Source organism: Thalassolituus hydrocarboniclasticus (assembly GCF_025345565.1).
Classification (GTDB): Bacteria; Pseudomonadota; Gammaproteobacteria; order Pseudomonadales; family Oceanobacteraceae; genus Venatoribacter; species Venatoribacter hydrocarboniclasticus.
Map to the genome: position 1 here is coordinate 1430105 of NZ_CP054475.1, position 20677 is coordinate 1450781.

General features: G+C 54.3%; 17 protein-coding genes and 1 pseudogene. 11 read left to right on the forward strand and 7 right to left on the reverse strand.

Annotated features, from left to right (window positions below; genetic code table 11):
• The first annotated feature begins 12 nt into the window (after positions 1-12).
• The gene (locus HUF19_RS06300) at positions 13-606 is read left to right on the forward strand and encodes an HD domain-containing protein (RefSeq protein ID WP_260998988.1); all 594 of its coding nucleotides are present in this window, start codon (positions 13-15) and stop codon (positions 604-606) included.
• Positions 599-1426, forward strand: coding sequence for a phosphonoacetaldehyde hydrolase (gene phnX / locus HUF19_RS06305; protein WP_260998989.1), 828 nt, complete (start codon positions 599-601; stop codon positions 1424-1426). The genes HUF19_RS06300 and phnX overlap by 8 nt, the downstream gene beginning before the upstream one ends.
• A 347-nt stretch (positions 1427-1773) precedes the next feature.
• Here the strand turns inward: phnX and HUF19_RS06310 are convergent, their stop codons facing one another.
• A complete protein-coding gene (locus tag HUF19_RS06310; RefSeq protein ID WP_260998990.1) occupies positions 1774-2172 on the reverse strand; it encodes a hypothetical protein in 399 nt (132 codons plus the stop codon).
• A 1229-nt stretch (positions 2173-3401) separates the two neighbouring features.
• On the reverse strand, positions 3402-5714 hold the full coding sequence (locus HUF19_RS06315) for a hypothetical protein (RefSeq protein ID WP_260998991.1): 2313 nt from the start codon (positions 5712-5714) through the stop codon (positions 3402-3404).
• Positions 5715-5948: 234 nt separating this feature from the next.
• Between HUF19_RS06315 and HUF19_RS06320 the strand changes: the two genes are divergently transcribed.
• Entirely contained in the window at positions 5949-6638 is a 690-nt protein-coding gene (locus HUF19_RS06320) for a MarC family protein (RefSeq protein WP_260998992.1), read from the forward strand.
• Positions 6639-6683: 45 nt separating this feature from the next.
• Here the strand turns inward: HUF19_RS06320 and HUF19_RS06325 are convergent.
• Positions 6684-8894: pseudogene (locus tag HUF19_RS06325) on the reverse strand (efflux RND transporter permease subunit); the annotation flags it as partial.
• Between the two features lie 175 nt (positions 8895-9069).
• Between HUF19_RS06325 and HUF19_RS06330 the strand changes: the two are divergent.
• Positions 9070-10446, forward strand: coding sequence for a deoxyguanosinetriphosphate triphosphohydrolase (locus tag HUF19_RS06330; protein WP_260998993.1), 1377 nt, complete (start codon positions 9070-9072; stop codon positions 10444-10446).
• A 118-nt stretch (positions 10447-10564) separates the two neighbouring features.
• The gene (gene paeA, locus HUF19_RS06335) at positions 10565-11893 is read left to right on the forward strand and encodes a polyamine export protein PaeA (RefSeq protein ID WP_260998994.1); all 1329 of its coding nucleotides are present in this window, start codon (positions 10565-10567) and stop codon (positions 11891-11893) included.
• Here the strand turns inward: paeA and HUF19_RS06340 are convergent, their stop codons facing one another.
• From HUF19_RS06340 to HUF19_RS06350, 3 genes are read right to left on the reverse strand one after another with little or no spacing between them, the layout of a single operon-like run.
• Positions 11894-12478, reverse strand: a complete 585-nt coding sequence (locus HUF19_RS06340; RefSeq protein WP_260998995.1) for an NAD(P)H-dependent oxidoreductase — start codon at positions 12476-12478, stop codon at positions 11894-11896.
• A 52-nt stretch (positions 12479-12530) separates the two neighbouring features.
• Positions 12531-12710: a hypothetical protein gene (locus HUF19_RS06345; RefSeq protein ID WP_260998996.1), complete on the reverse strand. Its 180-nt coding sequence runs from the start codon at positions 12708-12710 to the stop codon at positions 12531-12533.
• Between the two features lie 16 nt (positions 12711-12726).
• Complete coding sequence (locus HUF19_RS06350; protein WP_260998997.1) at positions 12727-13452, reverse strand: NAD(P)H-dependent oxidoreductase; 726 nt, start codon at positions 13450-13452, stop codon at positions 12727-12729.
• 122 nt (positions 13453-13574) lie between these two features.
• On the opposite strand from HUF19_RS06350, the gene HUF19_RS06355 reads away from it, so the two are divergent.
• A complete protein-coding gene (locus HUF19_RS06355; protein ID WP_260998998.1) occupies positions 13575-14459 on the forward strand; it encodes a LysR family transcriptional regulator in 885 nt (294 codons plus the stop codon).
• Positions 14460-14462: 3 nt separating this feature from the next.
• On the opposite strand, the gene HUF19_RS06360 is transcribed toward HUF19_RS06355, so the two are convergent.
• Positions 14463-15527 carry an alpha/beta fold hydrolase gene (locus HUF19_RS06360; RefSeq protein ID WP_260998999.1) on the reverse strand — a complete coding sequence of 355 codons (1065 nt, stop codon included), beginning with the start codon at positions 15525-15527 and terminating at the stop codon, positions 14463-14465.
• Between the two features lie 103 nt (positions 15528-15630).
• Here HUF19_RS06360 and lepB point away from each other — a divergent pair, with 103 nt between their 5' ends.
• The 5 genes from lepB (at position 15631) to HUF19_RS06385 (ending at position 20616) form a co-directional block, all read left to right on the forward strand.
• Complete coding sequence (lepB, locus tag HUF19_RS06365; RefSeq protein ID WP_260999000.1) at positions 15631-16461, forward strand: signal peptidase I; 831 nt, start codon at positions 15631-15633, stop codon at positions 16459-16461.
• Positions 16462-16500: 39 nt separating this feature from the next.
• Positions 16501-16626, forward strand: coding sequence for a hypothetical protein (locus HUF19_RS06370; protein ID WP_260999001.1), 126 nt, complete (start codon positions 16501-16503; stop codon positions 16624-16626).
• 138 nt (positions 16627-16764) lie between these two features.
• Complete coding sequence (locus HUF19_RS06375) at positions 16765-17124, forward strand: glutaredoxin family protein (protein ID WP_260999002.1); 360 nt, start codon at positions 16765-16767, stop codon at positions 17122-17124.
• A 118-nt stretch (positions 17125-17242) separates the two neighbouring features.
• Positions 17243-18256 carry a YheT family hydrolase gene (locus HUF19_RS06380; protein ID WP_260999003.1) on the forward strand — a complete coding sequence of 338 codons (1014 nt, stop codon included), beginning with the start codon at positions 17243-17245 and terminating at the stop codon, positions 18254-18256.
• 215 nt (positions 18257-18471) lie between these two features.
• A complete protein-coding gene (locus tag HUF19_RS06385) occupies positions 18472-20616 on the forward strand; it encodes a M6 family metalloprotease domain-containing protein (protein WP_260999004.1) in 2145 nt (714 codons plus the stop codon).
• Positions 20617-20677 lie beyond the last annotated feature (61 nt).

Genomic DNA, 20677 nt, shown 5'->3' on the forward strand with positions numbered 1-20677 from the left:
GGAGGAATCATCATGCGCTTACGCACGCTGGCGCGCAAAGCCGTTGATCAGGTCTGGCAACCCTTTGCCGATTACGGCCATATGCCATTGGGGGAAGATATTTCCCAGACCCGGCATGCTCTGCAATGTGCCTGGTTTGCCGAACAGGATAATGCGCCAGCGCATCTGGTTATTGCCGCTCTGCTGCATGATGTTGGCCATTTAATTACCTGGCAGGAGCAGGGGCTGCATCCGGAAGCCGGTGGCGATAACGGCTACCACGAAAAAGTCGGCGCGGCTTTTTTAAGTGAGTATTTTGCCGATGACGTGACCAAACCCATTCGTCTGCATGTCGCGGCCAAGCGTTATTTATATTCCACCGATGCCGCATACCGCGACTCGCTGTCGGCAGCATCGCAGCAGAGCCTGGAACTGCAGGGCGGCTGGATGGATGAAAGCACCTGCCGTGCCTTTGAATCTTCGCCCTGGTTTGTCGACGCTTTACGGCTGCGTAAATACGACGAGCAGGGAAAACAACCGGCCTTACAGGTGCCGGGCATTGACCATTATTACGAACTATTAATTCAGCACACCCGTGTGGTGCAGGAGCGCAATACCCATGTTTAAATCGCAACGTTTTTTTGCCGGGCCAACAGAAGCCGTTATTCTCGACTGGGCGGGCACCACCATTGATTTTGGCTCGCTGGCACCGGTTTACGCCTTTATGGAATTATTCGCCGCCGAGGGTATTGAGGTTACGCAGGCCGAAGCGCGTGAACCCATGGGCACCGAAAAGCGCGAACACATTACCCGTATGCTGGCCAATCCGCGTATTCATGCACGCTGGCTGGAAGTGAAAGGACAGGAAGCCGACAGCACCGAAATCGACCGCCTGTACCATGCCTTTGCGCCGATTCAGACGCGTATCGTTGGCGAACGTGCGCAATTAATTCCGGGCTGGAAAGCCGCTTACGACCAGCTGCGTGAGCAGGGGTTAAAAATCGGCGGTAATACCGGCTACGGCCCCGGCATGATGGAACCGGCATTAATCGCCGCCAAAGATCAGGGTTACGAACCGGATGCCTGTGTATTCGCCACCGATGTATTGCGTGGCCGCCCATACGCCGATATGGCGCTGGCGTTAGCGCTGCAACTGAGCGTTAACCACGTACACGCCTGCATTAAAGTGGACGATACCTTACCCGGTATTGAAGAAGGCCTGCGTGCCGGTATGTGGACCGTCGGTGTCAGCATCAGCGGCAACGAAGTCGGCCTGAATCTTGCTGACTGGCAGGCGCTTTCCGCCAGCGAACAGGCACAGCGCCGCAGCAAAGCAACCCAGCGCTTTAACGATGCCGGAGCACATTACGTGATTGATTCGGTCGCGGATTTACCGGGCGTGATTGCCGATATTAATGCGCGCCTGGCGCGGGGAGAAAAGCCCTGAACTGAGTTCAGGGCAGGACTTTTGGAGTTCAGAAAGAGTGGGGTGATGCTTTAACGGATGCTCTTGGTGGTGTCCGTTAAAGCGGGGGAATATCAACATCTCCAAATGCTGTGGTGGCAAAAGGGGTCTTATTCGAGAAGTCAATCCAATCCCACGACTCCAGTGCGTCTAGTATATCATTCCTACTTTGTTCGATTAGAAGCACGATCTCTCCTCAAGGGCATAACGAAAAGCTCGTCGGTACATATTGCAGAGAGCGTTTTTGTGTAAAAATGGAGCACCGCGAAATACACAGAATCTAGCGTAGCAATATGTATCCGAGTGCAGCTTTTTTTGCTTCGGCAACTTTATTTTAAACCTGCTTTGTACAGGGCAGAATTGCACCGAAATGATAATTTACCCCAATTCTCTTTAGTTGATTCAGGTTCATTCTCTGAAACTTTACGCCATTCCGACAATATAAATTGTATATCGCTCAGCTCCAGCCAAAGTGCAATTCGCCCATTTTCTTTCTCAAAGGCTGCGCTTGTTCCAGTTTCGTCTCGTAAACTATTCTGAGCAGAATTAAGTACTTCGCTCCATTCTCCTTCGTAGAGGTTACCAACTACCTTTTCGAGGACACATTCAAGGTTCCATAGAGCACGCTGCTCCGCTTGGTCTTCAATAGCGAAAACACCACTCTCTGAATAGCGCTTCAGTAATCCTGTGAGGACTATTATTTCTTCACTTGTTAAATCAAGTTCCATTTTTTACTCTGATGAAAAATTAGCTTATTCGTAGGCGTGCTCGTTTACACACCTAAGACCTAATTCAGATTCCCAGCCTAACCCGTTGTCCGGGCTGTGAAAGTCATCGTTATTCTTTTTTTGTCAGATTGTAAACGCGTATTCGAGTTTTTCCCTGAATTTTTATTCACACTTTTTGCGTTATCAACTTCCGGCAGAAACAGCGCATATTTGCTATTTTATTCCAGACACGCTACCGCCGATCCTTATAAGCGCAGGGCAGGAATGGCGCATGTTTGGTGTCGGGATTTCAGGCGGGGAGGGAACCGGATTGGGTATCTGTCCGTTGTTTGTATCGCTGCCTCCCTGCTGTGGTTTGAGAGTACTGAAGTTTGGGAGGAGGTTCAATCTGTTGATAAATTTGGTTGCAAGTGGAAAATGACGACAATAGCTTTGGTGGGCAGTGCCCACCCTACATTTCGGCGTGAGCGTATGGCTGGCCCTGTCGCGGATAAGATCCGCTCCTTGTATCCGATTGACCGCTAGTAGGCTTCTCGGCGGCATCGCGGGCATGGCCCGTTCCTACAATGCTGCGCCTGATCTGATAGGCAGCTTTTCAAAGAAAGCAGATATTCGTTCTGAAGAGTGGCTTCGCGTTATGGTTTTATGCGCCTGCAGGACGCCGGTTTGAATCATTCTGCGCCGGTACGTCCCGGCATGGATGCCGGGCGAACGAATAGGGCCATGGACAATTTTGTCTGGAACAAAATTGAGCAGCCGCAGGCTGACCCGCAGGGCGAAAGGCAGGACGCCTGAAGTCTCGCCCATTATTCGTGGTACCGAGATCGCAGGATTATTCAAAGCGGATTAAGTCCTGCACAGCGCGAAGCGGGCCGATTGTGTGCTCCTGCACAATCTGCATTTCCGCCATCCATGGCGGTCAGGAGTAAGCGCCCGACCGGCGTGAGGGGTAAGACCCCTCAAAGAGGTCATAGGGCCGGGCGGCAGCCCAAAAAGCCAACCCGCGCAGCGGCCACAGAAACAGTATCGCGGCTAAAATCCGCTCCTACAAAGCCATTCCCAAAAAACACTCCCCACAAACACTCAGCCCAAACCGCGCCGCCCGGCTGCAAATCACAGCCATAAAAAAACCGGAGCCTCTGCTGCACTCAACAGCAGACACTCCGGTTTTATTACATCTCAGTGCAGACAGCTCTGCTTATATACTCCCGCGCAATTGCGCGAAACAATCACAGCGTCAGCAAATACTGCACTAAATCATCCACCTCAGCGCTGTTCTGCGCACACCACGGATGCGGTGCCGCTGGCATGCCAATCGGCTCGGCAGTGCCCATTTCATCCGGACCGTATTCGGCACGCATTTTCTGGTAATCCCAGTAATAGTGGTCTTTATCCCAGGGTACGCTGACAAAATATTTATGCCGCTCGATAAAGAGGTTACGTTTGTAGCCTTTATCCAGCTTGGTTAAATATTTCGATTTAGGTACACGGAACACGTCGCCTTTGCGGTTCAGGTCGGGGAAGGGCGTGACATGATCCGGGCCGCCGGCATTCGGGCGTACCGGTGCGTGCAGGGTGTAGTAGTTGTTATACAGGTTGCTGCCCGGTGTGCAGCGTTGCGGGCTGACCAGATCTTCGAGGTTGCGCACATGGCCGTCCGACAATAAACCACGGTGCTGAGTCCAGTACAGATCGCGCAGGAAAGTCGCACGCACCGATTCGGTTTCTTTCTGATAAATGGTCGGGGTAAAGAAGCGGCCGACTTCATCCAGCCTTACCATTTTCTCGTTGGTATTGGCACCTACGCCGTCGCTGTGGCAGCTGCTGCAGTCGCGCTCATAAGTGGCCTTGCCACGGTTAACCGCGGCGCTGACATCGGCGTATTGTTGCCAGCCACTCTGTACAAATTCCCCTTCGCTTAACTGAGCATTGCCGGTTTGCGCGCTGAGTTTATTGCTGTATTTCAGCCAGCGGTATAAACCGACGTTGCGCAGGTCATCGTCATCCTGATCAAGGGTGGTCATATAGGCGGTCAGGGCTTCGAGCCATTCTTTGCTCATCGCACCCTGCGCGCCGTCCGGTTCTTCGGAGTGAATATAAGAACCTTCAAAACCCACATAGGATTCGGTGTGCGATAACGAACGGCGGATGGCCATGTAATTGGTCACGTTCGGAATGGCAATGGGTGAGAACTGGTAGTCGTTGTCGGTATGGCTGCCTTCGCCAACCACGCGCACCATATTGTGTTCACCGGCACCGGCAGGCATGTGGTAAAGCAGCATATCTTTGGCGATGTCTTTTTTACCGCTATTCCAGACCGGGCCTTCTTCGCTGGTATAAATACCATCGAAGGTGTTGGTAAGGGTTTGCAGCACTGTCCATTTCATCGACCAGTTCGGGTTAGGTAAACCCGGAATCACTTTGCTGATGGCCTGGCCCGGTGCTTTTTCATAACTGACTTTATAGCCGTGGCAGGAGGCACAGTTAAATCCAATCCATTCGCCATTGCCTTTATACGGCTCGTTGGCTTCGGCGTAGCGGTAACCCACCCAGCCGCTGTCGCGGGTATTGCCTTTGAATTTTGCCGGTTGTGTGGTTAAAAAGCCGGGAATCGGTGTCGCCATCGGGTAGGAATTAAAATACACATCGTCGATGGCTTCGTCCGGTACTTCACCGCGTACGGTTTTTACCGCACCAAAGAGTTTCGCCGGATCGGCTTTTCCACCGGCAATCGGGTCGTTGGCTTTGTAATTAAAAATCGCCGTCCAGTCGAGTTTACGTACGCTGTGCGCGACACCGATGTTGTAATCGTAAGACCAGAATACCTGGCGGCCTTTTTCCACCAGTTGCTCAAAGCCGGGGTTATTCACGCTGACGGCTATCGGCGTGGTGGATTTGGCATCGCTCAGGGTCGAGACCACATCGCAGTCGTGCTCGAAGGTGTCGGAAATAATGCGCGAGGTTTGTGCATCAATCACGTTATGCGCCTGGCCCGGATGTTTTAATGATTCATTAAACCCGGTGCGCTTTTGCACCTGCACAATTAACGGCCCGCTGCTGGCGTGGTCGGGTACACGGAAGCGGATTTCACTGTCGTTCCAGCTGAGAATGTTTTTATCCCAGCTGTCGAACTGTTCGTCGCTTTCAAAATTCACCTGATCGTTAATGGCCAGGTATTGGGTGAACATGCGCAGGTCGGTTTCCAGAATACGGGTATTGCCGAGCATGATTTTTGAGAAGTCGATGTCGGTACCGCCACCAAAACCGCTGCCTTTTAAGGTAACTTCGTCACCGGCATTCAGTTGTGGGGCATTGGCGGAACCGGCACTCCAGCGCAGTTCGCCATTCACCAGTAATTGCTGAATCTGCGGTTGTGGAAAGCTGGCCGCCGAGGCCGCACGCTGTGCTTCGCGGCTGGCGTCAAAGGTACAGAGCGTTTCCTGATCGGGAAATTCACCGGGCAGTTCGGTAATGCAGCCGCTGAGCAGCAGCGGTACGGCCAGCAATGCCAGCCCTCCGCGGATTGGGTATCTGATTGTCATGGTGGCTAGGCCCCTGATTATTATTGTTGGTAAGAATGCGCCGCGGCCGGCGGAAGCAGGCAGCGGCAATATCACGCTAGGCCTTGCCGCAGAGGCCGACAAGCCTATGATGGAGCGCTGAAGGGGTTGGCCTGAACTACGCTAGTACGTTTGTGCTAAAAACTCAGGGTGGCGTATTTTATCCGCCCGATAGTGGCCACAGAGCTGACGATTAAACCAAGTGGAGAGAGAAGGATGGACGACAGCTTTTTGCTGGCACTGGCAACCTTATTTGCCACCGTCGGCCCGGTGGATGTGGCGGCGATTTATGCGGCTATCACTCTGCATGCCAGCCAGCAGGAGAAACGGCGTATGGCCTGGCGCGGTGTGCTGATTGCCAGCAGCGTACTGCTGCTGTTTGCGCTGGTCGGCGATCTGGTGCTGCATACGCTGGGAATTTCGCTGGCAGCACTGCGTACCGCCGGTGGCATTATGCTGCTGCTGATTGGTCTGGATATGGTGTTTGCACGTAATTCCGGTGCCATCAGTACTACGCCGCTGGAGGAAGCCGAAGCCCGCCGGCGCGGTGATGTGGCGGTGTTTCCGCTGGCGCTGCCGTTAATTGCCGGGCCCGGCACCATGGGCGCGGTGATGTTGCTGATGGCGCAGGCCAGCGATGAACTGACGGCGCAGTTATCGGTACTGGCCGCGTTGTTAAGCGTTATGCTGATCTCGCTGTTATGCCTGCTGGCGGCCAGCCGGTTAACTCAGCTGCTGGGCGTAACCGGCATGCAGGTCATTACCCGCGTGATGGGCGTTTTATTATGCGCTCTGGCGGTCCAGTTCGTGTTTGATGGTATCGCCGGGAGTGGTCTGCTCAGCCACAGTGCTGACGCCGCCGCGGCCGCTTCTGTTGCGCCCGGCATCACCACGGTCGAGCAGTAATAACAGCGGCGGCAGCAGCAGGAAATCAATCAGCAGTGCCACCGCGATCGACAGCGCCAGCAGATTGCCCATATTGGTGCTCGGATTAAAGTGTGAAAATTCCAGCACGGCGAAACCGCCGACCAGAATGGCGGAGGTAATCAGCAGCGCGACGCCGACGGTGTGGAACGCATAGCGGATAGCATCGGCCGCCTGCATCGCCAGCGCTTTGCGTGCGTGCTGGTATTTACTGAGAAAATGCACGGTGTCATCCACCACAATGCCAAGGCTGAGACAGACCACCACCGAGGTGGCGGTATCGACCAGGCCGCTGATCATGCCCCATAAACCGTAGGCCATCGCCGCCGGCAGAATATTCGGAATCATGCTGATTAAGCCCATTTTCCACGACCGCAGGGCGGCAATCAGCAGCAGCGAAATTAATACCAGCGCGAAGCCGGTGCCCTGCAACATGCCATGAATATTGCGGAAGGTCAGGTTGGCGAACACCACATCGAGGCCGGTGGCTTCGCTCAGATGCAACAGCGGTGCATGTTGCTGTGCCCAGGCAACGGCGGCCTGTTCCACCCGAATAATATTGACCGAATCGGAGCGGTATAAACGCACCTGCAGACGTGAAGATGAGCGGTCATTATTGACCGTATCGTCCAGACCCAGCCCCAGCGGTAACGACAGTTCGTACAGCAATAAATACTGTGCCGCCGCTTCGGCGGAGTCGGGCACGCGGTAAAAAGCCGGATCACCGCCGTGTAAATTCTGATTCAGGCGTTTAATGATGTCGGTCAGGCTGCTGACGTGTACGACCTCGGGCTGAGCGCGCAGCCACTGGCTGAAGGCTTCCAGCTGCTGCAGATAGTCAACATTATTAATGCCCTCCGCCTGCTGGCTGTCGGCAATCATAAAGAGCAGATGCAGGCCGCCCAGTTCGCGGTCGATCATGTCGTTGGTCTGGCGCACTTCAAAACTCTCGTCAAAAAATTCATGCCAGCGTTCGGTAATTTCGTTGCGGCTGATCTGGCTGGCGCAGGCGGCAACAATCAGCACCATGCTGAGCAGCAGGCCTTTATGATGACGCACAATCAGGTCGGCCAGACGGTCAATCCACTGGTGGTTATTTTCGGCACGTAATTTTTCCGGCACCGGCAGTAACGCCAGCACGGCGGGCAGAAAGGTGAGGGTAAAGGCCCAGGCAAAAAATACCCCGGCGGCAATCATATTACCCATATCGCGGTAAGGCGGAGAGTCGCTGGTATTCAGGCAGAGTACGCCGACCATGGTGGTAATACTGGTGATTAAAACCGGGGAGAAATTCAGCCTCATACTGTTAAGCAGTGCCTGCTGCCGCGGCTGGCCGTGGCGCAGGGCAAAATAATACGACACCAGAATATGCACGGTATCGGCGACGGCAATGGTCATGATGGCGGTGGGTACAAAACCGGTGGGCGGTGTCAGGGTATAACCCAGCCAGCCGAACAGGCCCATGGTGGACACCACCGAGAAACTGATAATGCCGAGAATCAGCAGGGTGCCTGAAAGCGTACGCAGGGTCAGCAGCATAATGCTGATCATTACCAGGTAAGACACCAGTAATAATGATTGGATATCCTGATGAATGGCTTCGCCCATGGTGACATTGGAAACCAGCGAACCGCTGAGCATAATTCTGAAATCCGGGTAGCGGGCGCGGAATTCATCGGCCAGAGCGCGGGCGGCGTATACCACCTCCGGGGATTTTTCGGCGCTTTTTCCTTCCGGTAATAAAAAGCGCACATTAACGCCGGAGGTGCCGCCATCGGCGGAGATTAGGTTATGCAGCAGCTCGGGTAATGAAACAGCCAGTTGCTGCAGGCCGGATAAATCTTCCGTTAATTCATCCGTGCGGTAAAAATCGTTGATCAGCAGATCATCGCCATCAACCTGGGTGTGCTGATAATTCTGCAGCGAGTCGACCCGCTGCGAATAGGGCAGCTGCCAGCCGCGTTCTGTCAGCTGTTCGATCAGGGTCAGCCCCTGTGGGGTAAACAGACTGCCGTTGGGGTTCTGCACCAGAAAATAAATATTATCCTGATTGGAATACGTGCGCTCCATGGCTTCAAAGGCCTGCAATTGCGGATTCTGCGGACTGAAATAGGTGCGGAAATCGCTGGTAAAGCTCAGCTTCAGTACGCCGCTGGCAAGCAGACCGACGATTAACAGGGTAAAAAACACAACGCGGCGCGGGTGGCTGATAACCCACTGGAGGTAGCTTTGGATCATGGTGAAAATGCCTGCAGGCAGAAATTATTATTGTCGGCCGATTGTAGGCCGGTCAGGCCTGCCCACAAGGGGGAATTCCGCCATTCCGTGCTTTTATCCGGTGGGCGGGAACGGCCGCCATCGCTATACTGAGCCTGACTTTCAGGCAGATACCGCAGCAAACAGGAAGAGCAGCATGAACCGCAGTAACGATCAGGGAGTACGCAGTATGAACTGGCAGCAATTATTATCGGCCGCCCGTTCCGGTGAGCGTCAGGGGTCACTGGGTTTTGCGCTGGAGCCGGGGCGTACGCCGTTTCATAAAGATTATGACCGCATTATTTTTTCCTCGGCATTCCGTCGCCTTGATCGTAAAACCCAGGTGCATCCGTTATCGGAAAATGACCACGTACACAGTCGTCTGACCCACAGTCTGGAAGTGGGCTGTGTTGGCCGTTCGCTGGGCACACGGGTTGGTCAGGCGCTGGGTGAGCGCTTACCGCCCGGCATCGATGCCAGCGATGTCGGCGCGCTGGTGCAGGCGGCTTGTCTGGCCCACGATATTGGTAATCCGCCCTATGGCCATACCGGCGAAGATGCCATCCGCCACTGGTTCCGCGCTGAGGAAAATGCTCATTTTCTGCAGGAACTGACGCCACTTCAGCGTGCGGATTTACAGACGTTTGAAGGTAATGCGCAGGGTTTCCGCATTGTCACGCAGGTTGAGTCGCACCGTTTTCAGGGCGGTATGCGTTTAACCTATGGCACGCTGGGTGCTTTTCTCAAATACCCCTGGACGGTGGATTATGTGCAGCGCGGCGAGGCGAAAAAGTTCGGCTGTTATCAGACTGAATTACCGCTGTTACGTGAGATTGCCGGGCGTCTTGGTTTGCTGGAATTAAAACCGGATTACTGGGCGCGTCATCCGCTGGTGTATCTGCTCGAAGCGGCGGACGATATCTGTTACGGCCTGATTGATCTGGAAGACGGTATCGAAATGGATCTGCTGCGCTACGATGAAGTGGAAGCGCTGCTGAAGCCGTTGCTGGCCAATCACTGGGATATGGCTCAGGCCGAACTGGAGCAGGCCGATAACCTGCGCCGGCGTTTACAGGTATTACGCGGTATGGCAATGGAAGTGCTGGTTACCGCTGCCAGTCAGGCCTTTATCCGTAACGAGCAGGCGTTACTGTGCGGTACGCTGCAGGGCGATCTGATCGATTATTGTCCGCCGGTGGTCAAGAGTGTTGTGCAGGGCGCAAAAGACATGGCGCGCGAACGGATTTTTAAAGACAGCCGTAAACTGGCGGTGGAGATCGGTTCGTATTCCACTCTGGGAGTATTGCTTGAGGCCTTTTTAAGTGCGGTGCGTGAGCGCGTACTGGACGGTCAGGCGACTTTCCGTAATCAGCGTGTGCTGGAATTAATGGGGCGTTCGGCGCCACAGGCCGATTGGGGGTTGTATGAGGCCTATATGCGCGCGCTGGATTTTATTTCCGGTATGACTGACAGCTATGCGGCACAGATTGCGCGGCAGTTTTCCGGTTACCAGCCACCGGGGCGGGGTTTTTAACAACGCCGGGTTATGCTGTTGTTTTATCGTTGCTGTTGCTGTTGCTGTTGCAGGACGGGCGGCTGATAATCAGCGCCGTATTTTTTTCTTCTTTTTTTTGCGCCGGTGAGGTGCTCTGATGATTCACGAATTATTACTGATAGCGCTGCTGATTGTACTCAGCGGCTTGTTTGCGGTGTCGGAAATTTCTATCGCTGCGGCCCGTAAAATCAAATTACGGGTACTGGCCGATGAAGGCAACGAACGGGCTGAAGCGGTACTGCGTTTGCAGGAAGAGCCCGGTGCTTTTTTTGCCATGATACAGATTGCCCTGAATGCCATTGCCATCATGGGCGGTATTGTTGGTGAGCAGACCCTGACGCCGTATTTTCAGAATCTGCTGCAGCTGTTTTATCAGGGGCCGATGCTGGAACAGATCAGCTTTGTGCTGTCGTTTACCACGGTTACCTCGCTGTTTATTCTGTTTGCCGATCTGCTGCCGAAGCGTCTGGGCATGATTATTCCGGAAACCATGGCGATGAAAGTCGTCACGCCGATGCGCTGGGTGACGCAGTTACTTAAGCCTCTGGTGATGTTATTTAACAGCCTGACCAACCTGTTGCTGCGCCTGTTTGGCTTGCCGATGCAGCGGGAAGATACGGTCACCACCGATGATATTGTTGCAATGATGGATGCCGGTGCCGAGCACGGCAGTCTGCAGCAGCAGGAATACCATCTGATTGGTAATGTGTTTGAGCTGGAAGGGCGCACGCTGCCAACGGCAATGACCATGCGTGAGCAGATTGTCTATTTCGATATTAACGACAGCAGTGCAGATATCAGCGCCAAAATTATCGAGCATCCGCACAACTGGTTTTTAATCTGTGATGGTTCGCTGGATAAGCTGGTGGGTGCGGTTGAGTCGAAAGAAATTCTGCGCAAGGTCTTAAAAGGGGAACAGGCGCAGATTGGCGACGATATGATCGAACGCGAGCTGCTGTATTTACCCGACACCCTGACCCTGGCCGAAGGCCTGAACGCCTTTAAAACCACCGCCCAGCCGTTTGCCGTGGTACTGAATGAATATGCGCTGGTGGTGGGTATTCTGACGGTAAAAGATTTAATGAACAGTTTTATGGGCGATCTGGTCGCGTCCAGTGGGGACGAACAGATTGTCCGCCGTGATGCCAGCTCCTGGCTGGTGGATGGCAGCACCCCGGTGGTCGATCTGGCACGGGTGCTGGAGCTGGATATCGATGATTTTCCGGATAACAGCCAGTATGAAACCGTCGCCGGATTTTTAATTTACCGCCTGAAACGTATTCCGAAGCGCACCGATTTTATTACCTTTGCCGGTTTTAAATTTGAGGCGATGGATATCGATAACCTGCGCGTTGATCAGCTGATGGTGTCACGTATTAAAGAAAACGACAGCCCGCCGACCAACCAGATCAGCGGACCGTTATAATCATTTTATTGCCTGTGTTGCAGCGGGAATAACCTGCTGCAGATGGGCAATAAAATCCTGTTCCAGATGGCTGGTATCGCCGGCAATCACATTGTCGGCATGGAAGGTTGGCCACTGCTCGCGCAGACCCAGATAACGGTTGGTGAGAATGGGCTGCACCAGAACATCATCAATATGCTGATACTGTTCCAGCACCGGACAGGCGCCCAGATCGCTGGCTTTCATATTGGAAGTAACAACCAGCATAAAAGCCTTGCCGCCCAGCTGTCCGCCTTCGCCATACATATCGGTGATTAAAAAGGTTTTACGGTGCTGCAATACTTCATCAAAGTATTCTTTTAACAGCGCCGGTGCACCAAACCACCAGATCGGAAAATGGTAAACGATGGCATCGGCCCAGTGCAGATGTTCTATTTCTTCTTCGATGTTCCAGCCGCCTGCGGCTTTAATGACTGCCAGATTACGCACCTGAACGGAATGCCCCTGACGCCGTGCGAAGCCCTCGGTTAATGCTGAAAGGGTGGCATTTAATTCGCCTTTGGCGGCGTACAGTTTGGGGTTGGTGGTCAGAATCAGAATATTCATTGATACCTCTGCCGGTCAGCGGCGTTGTTTTGCGGTTCACAATAGGTTGTCGTCACAATAAATAGGGCAGACGGGAGCGGTAGGCGCAGGCCTGGTCGCTGCTGTCTGCGTGAGTGCGCAGCAATAAAAAATTGCAATCCAGACTCAGTTGCCAGTCTTTGTTGTGGCGGCGGCAGGTACGGATATGGCGGAACATTGTGCGTACGGAAATGCAGTAAACGGCTGTGCTCATAGGGTCTCCTGTCCGGCTAATCAAAACGGTGTAATACATCGCCCAGTGGACGGCGGGTTTTCTCACCCGGTTCTGTCAGGCGATAGCCCAGCGCCAGTGCCCAGACCGGTTTGAACAGGGTGTTATCAATACCGGTAAGCTCCTGTAATTGTTGCTGCCAGATTTCCTGCACAAAACCTTCAATCGGGCAGGAGTCGATACCCAGCAGCGCGGCCACTGTCATCATGTTGGCCAGTGGCAGGTAGGTCTGATGGGTGGCCCAGTCGGTCAGACTGCGCTCGGATTCCAGCAGGTTGAAATCCTGTTCCTGAAAGGTGCGGAAGAAGCCGCCTTTGGCACTCACCACTTCCGCAGGCAGTTGCTGCACCTCGGTCATCATATGGCGGATGTAATCAGAGTCATGACGCACGCCCGGAGCGCAACGCACCATGCCAATTAATACGTGGCTGGCGCTGGTAAACTGGCGTTTACCGCCCCAGCTGTTTTCACTCAGCTGCGCGCGTAATTGCGGATTCTGAATTAACAGAAACTGCCAGGGCTCGAAGCCAAAAGAGCTGGGTGACAGGCGTCCGGCTTCGATAATGGTGGCAAAGTCTTCGCTGCTGATTTTTCGGGTCGGATCAAAGGTTTTGCAGGCATGGCGGAAGCGGAATGCCTGCAGAATCTGCTGGCGCAGGGCTTCCTGCACGGTATTGGTGTGATTATTAGGAGCGCTTTGGGTTGTTGCTTCGTGGGCGGACATATCGTGTTCCTCGGATGGAGTGGAATATGCCCAGTCTATTTATTGTTTGAGATTGAAAAAGACGATAACGTTTGAGTTACTTTCAAAAATATTTTGATAGTGGCTGTCAAATGGAGGTATTCATGAATCTCGCCGATCTGGAGCTGTTTATTCAGGTGGCCGATGCCGGCAGTTTATCGGCCGCTGCGCGGGTGCTGGACTGCAGCCCGGCGGTGGCCAGTGCGGCATTAAAGCGGCTTGAGCTGCAGCTGGGGGCGCGTCTGTTCAGCCGTTCAACCCGCTCATTACGGCTGACGCGGGAAGGGACGTTGTTTCTGGCCTATGCGCGCAAGGCGCTCAGTCTGCTGCAGGAAGGTCGTGGTTTGCTGGATGGTGAGCTGCATCATGTGGCCGGGCAGCTGAGTATTTCGGCGCCTTCTGATCTGGGGCGGCACTGGCTGCAACCGGCGCTGGATGATTTTCAGGCACTGTACCCGCAGGTACAGCTGCAGCTGAGTCTGAGCGATGAGCTGAGTAATTTTTACCGTGATCCGGTGGATGTGGCACTGCGTTACGGCCAGCTGAGTGACTCCGGGCTGATTGCCACACGCCTGTTGGATAACCGCCGCTTACTTTGTGCCGCACCGGCATATCTGCAACGGGCGGGAATGCCGCAGCAGCTGGAGGCGTTAAAACAGCATAATTGTCTGACCTTTTTCCTGCGCGGTGAGCGTTATGATCACTGGCATTTCCGTGACGGGCAGGGCAATCAGAGCGATCTGACGGTCAGTGGTAACCGCAGTGCCAGCGATGGGGCACTGGTGCGCGAATGGGCGTTGGCCGGTCTGGGGATTGCCTACAAATCGCAGCTCGATATCGCCGCGGATGTGCAGGCCGGACGGCTGCAGGTGGTGTTACCGGATTACTGGCAGGATGCGCCGCTGTATCTGGTGTATGCCGAGCGCGAATATCTGCGCCCGGCGGTACGGTGTTTTATCGACTTTATGAAGGCGCGGGTGCGCAACTGAAGTTCAGCTGCTTCCGGCGCGTAATTCGATAACTTCGGCCGCAGGCGGCAGAGGAGTCGTGCTTTGCGTTGCGCTATCTGCTGCCGGGTTGTTTGCCGCAGGGCTGTTTTCGGACGTTCCGGCAGCCGCTTCTTCCATGGCCCGCAGGCGTTCTTTTTCCAGTTTTTTCTTCCAGCGTTTTTCAGCCTTTTTCAGGTGTTTGCCCATCATTTTGGCCAGCTGCGGCACCAGTGCCGGCGGCAGATCATGGCCCATGCCCTGAATGACTTTCAGTTTGGCTTTACGGATGGCGGCGGCGGTATCTTCGCCCATACGCACCGGAATTAACGGGTCGTCGGTACCGTGAATCACCAGCGTCGGCAGTTTGATTTTACGCAGCAGGTGGCTGCGGTCACCGGCGGCGGTAATGGCAACCAGCTGGCGTTTAAAACCGGTGGGATTGGTGGTGCGTTCAAAGCTGGTTTCGGCCAGTGCGCGCAGCTCCATTTCATCCATCGGGTAGGCCGGGCTGCCGATTAAACGGTTCATACGCATGGTGTAGCGGATAGACGCTTCGCGGTTAAACGGTGTCGGGCGCTTGGCCAGCTGCAGCAGCACTTTCAGTTTGGCATCGGGCAGGCCGGGGCTGGTCGCTGACGACATAATGGAGGTCAGGCTGCGCACCCGCTTTTTATGTTTGGCGGCGAGAATCTGGGCAATCATACCGCCCATAGAGGCGCCGACCAGGTGCGCGCTGTCGATCTGCAGTTCATCCATTAACGCCAGTACATCGCGGGCCATATCTTTCAGCGTGTACGGCACCCGGGCTTTGCGTTTGAGTTTGGTGACCAGCCAGGTGGCGAGCAGGCTGGGGTTGCCGTGATGATCCATCTGCGATGAGCGGCCAACGTCACGGTTATCAAAACGTACGACCTGATAGCCTTTATCAACCAGCGCCTGACACAGGCTATCTGGCCAGATCCGCATCTGTGCGCCTAAACCCATAATCAGAATCACAGCGGGGTCGGCCGGGTTGCCCATTCTTTCATAGGCCAGCTCAATGCCATCGGGGGTGCGGATGTGCGACATGCAACCTTATCTCCATATCAGGGTCTTTGATACTCGCTCGCCTTGTGACCGCGCGACGGTTAGAATGCGGTACTTTATAGATTGTAGTTATAAGTGTAGAGCTATGAATATCGATTTCCCCCTGATTCTGATGGTGCTTACCCTGGGCACCGGTGTGATTGCCGGCGTCGATAAATTCTGGCTGGCCAAACGCCGTAAAGCACGTGCGGAGGCTCTTATCGCCGAACGTGCGCACCCGGACGATATTCATGAGGCGGAAACCGAGCCTTTTATTATCGAACAATCGAAATCCTTTTTCCCGGTGTTGGCGCTGGTGTTTGTTCTGCGTTCTTTTATTGCTGAGCCTTTCCAGATTCCGTCGAGCTCAATGGAGCCCGGACTGGTGACAGGGGATTTTATTCTGGTCAGCAAATTTCATTATGGTCTGCGTTTACCGGTATTCGGTACCAATCTGGTCCCCCTCGGTGAACCACAGCGCGGCGATGTGATGGTGTTTTTCCCGCCCGATGACCCACGTTACTTTATTAAACGGGTAATCGGTCTGCCGGGTGATCATATTGAATACCGTAACCGCCAGCTGAAGGTGAACGGCAACGTGATTGAAACCCATGAGCTGGGCGGCGAGCCGCCATACCGTCCGCTGAAATATCTGGCGCAGGAGCAACTGGATTCGGCTGATGCCACCGTGCAATGGGTTGTCGGGCGTCACCCGGTCACTCAGCAGCTGACGGTTCTCGCTGGTCCGGAGGGCGAGTGGCGCGTACCGCAGGGCAGTTATTTTATGATGGGTGACAACCGCGGTAACAGTTCTGACAGCCGCAGCTGGGGCTTTGTACCGGAGGAAAATATTGTCGGTAAAGCGGTAGCGGTATGGATGCACTGGGAAAGCTGGGGCGATATCCCATCATTCAGCCGCAATAAGTGGATCGACTGATCTACACTTAGGCGATACGTTATAAACAGGTATCGCCTTATGCCATCCCATACTCCGACAACGAAAAAAGCTCCCTGCAAATTCTGCCAGCGTTCACGCTGGCTGATGACCATCACCATTCTGGTGGTGCTTTTCAGCATTGTTCTTCTGAATCTCGGCCACTGAGCCCTGTTTATTTTCCTGATTATGATACTGTCACTAAAGTCGTATCCGGGCGGGAATATTTTTACGATTTAAGGACTGGATATTTACTGCCAAGGGCATACAATGCCGCCCCTTGATAGGTTGATGTACGGCAATTCTGTGAATTATCTGACGAGACAACTCAAAGGCAAGGCACTGGATATCCTTTACCGGCTGATCCCCGTGCGACCGGTGATGCGCAGCGCCAACGAGCAAATGCTGCTGGACCGTGAATCACGCCGTATGCACCTGTATTACTGTCGTAGTTGTCCCTCCTCTGTCACCATCAAACGCCACTGTGAACGTCTCGGTTTACGGGTGGTGGAAAAAGACGTCCTGCGTGTTAATGCCTACCGTAATGAACTGCTCAATGGCGGTGGCGCTCCTAAAGTTCCCTGTTTACGTGTTGATGATGAACAGGGCGGCAAATGGCTGTACAGCCCGGATGCCATTCTCGACTATCTGCAAAACCGCTTCTGATCTGTTATATCGCCAGTCTTTCTGCTGCTTCTTATCCTGTTCTGTGGCGTGAACGGCCTTCGCCCTGAGGGCAGGCTGACGTTAGAATGCGGGCATTGTTTTGCCTCAGGAAGTGGCTATGCCCGTTTTAACGTCTTCGTACTGTCCGCCCTGGCTGCTGGCCAATGGTTATGTTCAGAGCATTTTTCCGACTTTTTTCCGTAAGCTGGATGACGATCATCTGTTGCGTGAGCGTATTGCCACCGATGACGGAGATTTTCTTGATCTCGACTGGAGCCGTGTCGGTTCGCGTACCCTGGTCATTGTTTCCCACGGGCTGGAAGGCCATTCACGCCGGCCTTATGTATTGGGTACGGTACGTGAAGCCAACCGTCAGGGCTGGGATGCGCTGGCCTGGAATTTCCGCTCCTGCAGTGGTGACACTAATTTGTTGCCACGCATGTATCACAGTGGCGCAACCGATGACCTGCACCGCGTGGTGCGTCATGCGCTGGCTCAGGGTTATGAGCAGGTTCATCTGGTGGGCTATTCGATGGGCGGCAATCTGAGTCTGGTGTATGCCGGGCGGGAGGCGGAGCAGGTGCCGCCACAAGTGCGTTCGGTGGTGGCTTTTTCTGTGCCCTGCGATCTGCGCAGCAGCGCGTATCAGCTGGCTAAGTGGCAGAACCGTGTTTTTATGTGGAAATTCCTGCGCGACCTGAAAGAAAAAATGACGGTAAAGTCGCAGCGTTTTCCGCATCTGGTCAGTGTGGATGGATTTGATGATATCCGTACCTTCAAGCAGTTTGACGATCGTTATACCGCACCGCTGCACGGTTTCCGTGACGCTGAGGATTACTGGACGCAGTCCAGCAGTTTGCGTTATCTGCCCGGGTTGCAGATTCCGACGTTGCTGGTAAACGCGCGTAACGATCCGTTTCTGTCGCCTGAATGCTTCCCTGAACAACTGGCTGCCGGACACGATTACCTGCATCTGGAAATGCCCGCCAGTGGTGGTCATGTTGGTTTTATCCAGCGCACGGCTGATCAGACCTACTGGATGGAACAGCGGGCCATGGCCTTTATTGCAGAGGCGGCTGGTCAGCTGGAGCCTGAGCAGACGGATGCTGTAGCGGAAAGCCTGACTTCCTGAGTAAAAGTCCGTTGTAAGCGGCTGTGACGGACGTAGCCAAAGATTTCTGACGGTTACTGTGAGTCAGTGTGATCGGTTATCTGTTCGGATATTTGACGAAATTCTGAAAAATCAGACGTCATATTTCCGTTATGTTGTGTTGAGTTGTTAAAACAACCATTTACTGAACGTAAGTTGACTATGGTTTGAGGTAAGCATTCTGCGAGCCTCAAGCCATGATCCGTTGGTCATTCTTACTTCTGCTGTTGTGCAGCGCTGTCTCCCGCGCAGCTTTGCTGCCTGCGCTGCAGTGGCAGCAGATCCGGCTCAGCGATGACCGCGTAATTGAAGTGATGCCACGGGCTGACCAGCATCAGTTGTGGGTTGAAACCCGTGACGGCGAAGCCCTGCTGGAAGTAAATGGCTACTGGTACTACGCCATCAGCAGTGATGACGGTCTGCTGAGCGCCGGTGAACCACTGGTCAGTGGCAGCCCGGCGCCAGAATCTGTGGTTCACTCAGCATTTCATACGTTTTCAGCTCCGGCCTCCCGCTTATCCACCTCCGGAATCTCTGCCTTCAGCACTTCTGTTGCCGCTCCGCAACGCAAACCTTTTCGCTACGATGTCAGCGCATCCTATTACCGTCAGCCATTGCTGGTGGTGCGCGTTGCTTTTGCCGATCAGGCCTTTATTGCCAGTGATGCAGAAGTCGCTGCCCGCTTTTTTGGCAGCGAAGGCAGTGTGCAGAATTACTACCGTGAAAATTCCTACCAGCGTTTTGACATTCAGCCTGCCCGTGAACAAAACGGCGTGGCCGATGACGGTATCGTCAGTATTACCCTGAACAGCAATCACCCGGATTTCGGTAACGGTTACGGCAGCAATAGTCAGGCGCTGGTGCATGACGTGCTGGCGCAACTGGGAACACAGCTGGATCTGAATGAATACGACCGCAACGGCGATCAGTGGCTGGATCCGAACGAGCTTGGGGTGGTGTTTCTGATTGCCGGTTATGAGCAGGCTTATGCCGGTGCTGCCAGTAGCCGTCCGCGCATCTGGGCGCATAAATCAACGCTCTATCAGGGCCGCCTGGGGGATTTTTATCTGGCAGAGTACGCCATGTTTGGCGAACGCCATCAGACCCATCTGGCAACCATTGGCGTGATCTGCCATGAGCTTGGACACCTGCTGTTTGATCTGCCGGATCTGTATGACAACAGCGGTGCTGGTATGGGAATCGGCCGCTGGGGGTTGATGGGGCTCGGCGGCTGGAACCGTACAGCAGGGGCGGCCGGTGAGACGCCGGCGCATATGCTGTCCTGGAGTAAGGAGCAAGCCGGATTTATCCGTCCGCAGATCGCCGTTGCCGGTGTTAACCGGGTTGCATTACGGGCCGTCAGTGATGGTGATGATGCACTGAGTATTGATCTGGATAAATACCGTCATGGTGAGCGTCTGATGCTCGAACATCGCCGTCAGTCTGGCTATGATCAGGGCTTGCCGGGGGCTGGCGTACTGGTCAGCCGTATCAATGACCGCGCTGGCTTCGGCACCCTGAATGTGGCGCAGCAGGAAGGCCGCTTATTGGTTATTGAAGAAGCTGATGGCCGTGATGACCTGCTCAGTAACAACAACCTGGGTGAAGCGTCTGATCTGTTCAGTTCGGTATCCGGGCAGACGCTGTATTCGGCCGTGCAAGGGCAGGACAGCAGCAGTGGTGCGGTGCAGTTGCTGCAGTTGCAGGCCGGTTTGGTGGCTGAACTGGACGTGAATCTTTCTGCGGCGACCGTGGGAGATAACCTAGGGCTGGATGAATTGCCGCCGAATGCAGTCTGGGGAGAGGCCGGTGGTTCTGCTCAGGTGCTGATGACTCTGGCAGTGAATGATGGTGTATTGTCATTTGATGGTGCCGACCTGTTTGCGCTCGGCAGTGGCCGTGCGGATCTTGCGTTATATCGCAGCTTTGTCGCTGGCGAAGGGCAGGATCTGTTGTGGCAGGACAGTAATTTTATCCTGCAGAGCGGCTGGAACCGTTTGCTGCTGGCGGAGCCTGTAGCTGCCGCCGGTATGAACAGCGTGGTTCTTGAGATCCGTGTTGAGTCTCTGTCGGGACTGGCGCCACTGGTAACCGATGAGCAGGGCGGGCTGAGTGGCCAGACCTGGGTGCGCCAGCAGAGCACGGATACTTATCAGTCCGCACATTTTGATGCCAGTGCGCGTCTGCTGGTGAGTGTTGAGGCTCAGGCTGAAGTCATTCCACCGCAGATTGCTGATCCGGGCAAAAGCATGGATGCGCAGTCTTCTTCAGCCGCAGGCGGTGCTCTTATAGTGCTGTTGCCGTTACTGGCTTGTGCCGGACGACGTCGCCGTACTGCCTGAATCCTCTGTTTGTTACGCTAAGTCATAGCCATATGGCGGCGCAGAGTGAATAATCCCAACT

Excerpts from the sequence above, each read along its gene's own strand:
- HUF19_RS06300 (WP_260998988.1), top strand. The coding sequence starts at position 13 with ATGCGCTTACGCACGCTGGCGCGCAAAGCCGTTGATCAGGTCTGGCAA.
- phnX (WP_260998989.1), top strand. The coding sequence starts at position 599 with ATGTTTAAATCGCAACGTTTTTTTGCCGGGCCAACAGAAGCCGTTATT.
- HUF19_RS06310 (WP_260998990.1), bottom strand. The coding sequence starts at position 2,172 with ATGGAACTTGATTTAACAAGTGAAGAAATAATAGTCCTCACAGGATTA.
- HUF19_RS06315 (WP_260998991.1), bottom strand. The coding sequence starts at position 5,714 with ATGACAATCAGATACCCAATCCGCGGAGGGCTGGCATTGCTGGCCGTA.
- HUF19_RS06320 (WP_260998992.1), top strand. The coding sequence starts at position 5,949 with ATGGACGACAGCTTTTTGCTGGCACTGGCAACCTTATTTGCCACCGTC.
- HUF19_RS06330 (WP_260998993.1), top strand. The coding sequence starts at position 9,070 with ATGAACCGCAGTAACGATCAGGGAGTACGCAGTATGAACTGGCAGCAA.
- paeA (WP_260998994.1), top strand. The coding sequence starts at position 10,565 with ATGATTCACGAATTATTACTGATAGCGCTGCTGATTGTACTCAGCGGC.
- HUF19_RS06340 (WP_260998995.1), bottom strand. The coding sequence starts at position 12,478 with ATGAATATTCTGATTCTGACCACCAACCCCAAACTGTACGCCGCCAAA.
- HUF19_RS06345 (WP_260998996.1), bottom strand. The coding sequence starts at position 12,710 with ATGAGCACAGCCGTTTACTGCATTTCCGTACGCACAATGTTCCGCCAT.
- HUF19_RS06350 (WP_260998997.1), bottom strand. The coding sequence starts at position 13,452 with ATGTCCGCCCACGAAGCAACAACCCAAAGCGCTCCTAATAATCACACC.
- HUF19_RS06355 (WP_260998998.1), top strand. The coding sequence starts at position 13,575 with ATGAATCTCGCCGATCTGGAGCTGTTTATTCAGGTGGCCGATGCCGGC.
- HUF19_RS06360 (WP_260998999.1), bottom strand. The coding sequence starts at position 15,527 with ATGTCGCACATCCGCACCCCCGATGGCATTGAGCTGGCCTATGAAAGA.
- lepB (WP_260999000.1), top strand. The coding sequence starts at position 15,631 with ATGAATATCGATTTCCCCCTGATTCTGATGGTGCTTACCCTGGGCACC.
- HUF19_RS06370 (WP_260999001.1), top strand. The coding sequence starts at position 16,501 with ATGCCATCCCATACTCCGACAACGAAAAAAGCTCCCTGCAAATTCTGC.
- HUF19_RS06380 (WP_260999003.1), top strand. The coding sequence starts at position 17,243 with ATGCCCGTTTTAACGTCTTCGTACTGTCCGCCCTGGCTGCTGGCCAAT.
- HUF19_RS06385 (WP_260999004.1), top strand. The coding sequence starts at position 18,472 with ATGATCCGTTGGTCATTCTTACTTCTGCTGTTGTGCAGCGCTGTCTCC.